This is a genomic window from Pseudomonas avellanae BPIC 631 (genome assembly GCF_000444135.1).
Classification (GTDB): domain Bacteria; phylum Pseudomonadota; class Gammaproteobacteria; order Pseudomonadales; family Pseudomonadaceae; genus Aquipseudomonas; species Aquipseudomonas avellanae.
Genome location: NZ_ATDK01000453.1, coordinates 1 through 976, shown reverse-complemented (window position 1 = coordinate 976; position 976 = coordinate 1). Strand labels below are relative to the sequence as shown.

At 45.1% G+C, this 976-nt stretch carries 1 pseudogene; it reads right to left on the bottom strand.

Going from position 1 to position 976, the window contains the following annotated elements:
* Positions 1-26: 26 nt before the first annotated feature.
* A pseudogene (locus tag DW49_RS0123945) lies at positions 27-976 on the bottom strand (hypothetical protein); the annotation flags it as partial.

The following is a 976-nucleotide window of genomic DNA, read 5'->3' as shown; positions in this document are numbered from 1 at the left end:
CTAACTAACGTAAAATTCAAATTTTATCAATAACTTAGGTTGCGGGACACGGGTAAATTATTTCGCAAACAGTACACTAGCGAGTTAACATTGATACGCTGCGCCTTGGGGGATTCTGCTTTACCTACGATTTCAGTCTTTGTCTGGTAGGGCAAACCCTTATTACTGGTAACGGCCGAAATTTTATTTAATCTGCATTCAGCTCGGATATTCAAACTGTCCAAGGCGCCGATCAATCCTGGTAAACGACTTTCCAAACGAATAACCGTGTCAGCGCTGCGTATGGCGTGCGGCACTTCAGCGCGAAAATCAAATGTGGCTTGAGTTTCATAGGCCGGATTTTTATCGATAGTTATGCTTATGCCAGCGAGTAGGCTGATAAGTCGGTAGAGAGCTTCTGATGAATCCTGCAGGTACAGATCAATTGAGTGGCTTTCACCGAATGGGCCGTTTGCTAACCATGACTCCAGTGGAGTTGAACTCAGCATGACTGCGACGCTTATCCCCATACCTATCAAGAATAGTGCTGCCCACCCCATTGGGTTTAGGCCGAGGTAGATTGCTGCCCCTCCAAAAATCGAGCCGAATGTGCCTAAGAGGCCGCCCATGGATATAAGCAAATAGCCATATATTGATTGGTCGTTCCACTGCCAAGCATGCCAGGCGTCATAGAGATTCAATCCAGTCAATAACGCACCTGAGGCGAACTGTGCACCTAATCGCATTGATATTTCTTTGGTCAACAGTTTTGTAAGTTTAGTGCCGAGTATCTTTTTTGCACTTTCTCCAGATATTTTCCATAAGATCTTTCTAGTGTATAACGGCTTTTGTCGACTACCCAACAACTTGACTGTTAATGCTTCCATTGCAACGCTCAGATCCAAGATTGCACTGGTCAGTCCTAAAAGCGCTCTTGCACTATTCTTTTCTCGCACTGTCTGTTTAAGAGCCTCGCTCTCCGAACTCACATTCCAAA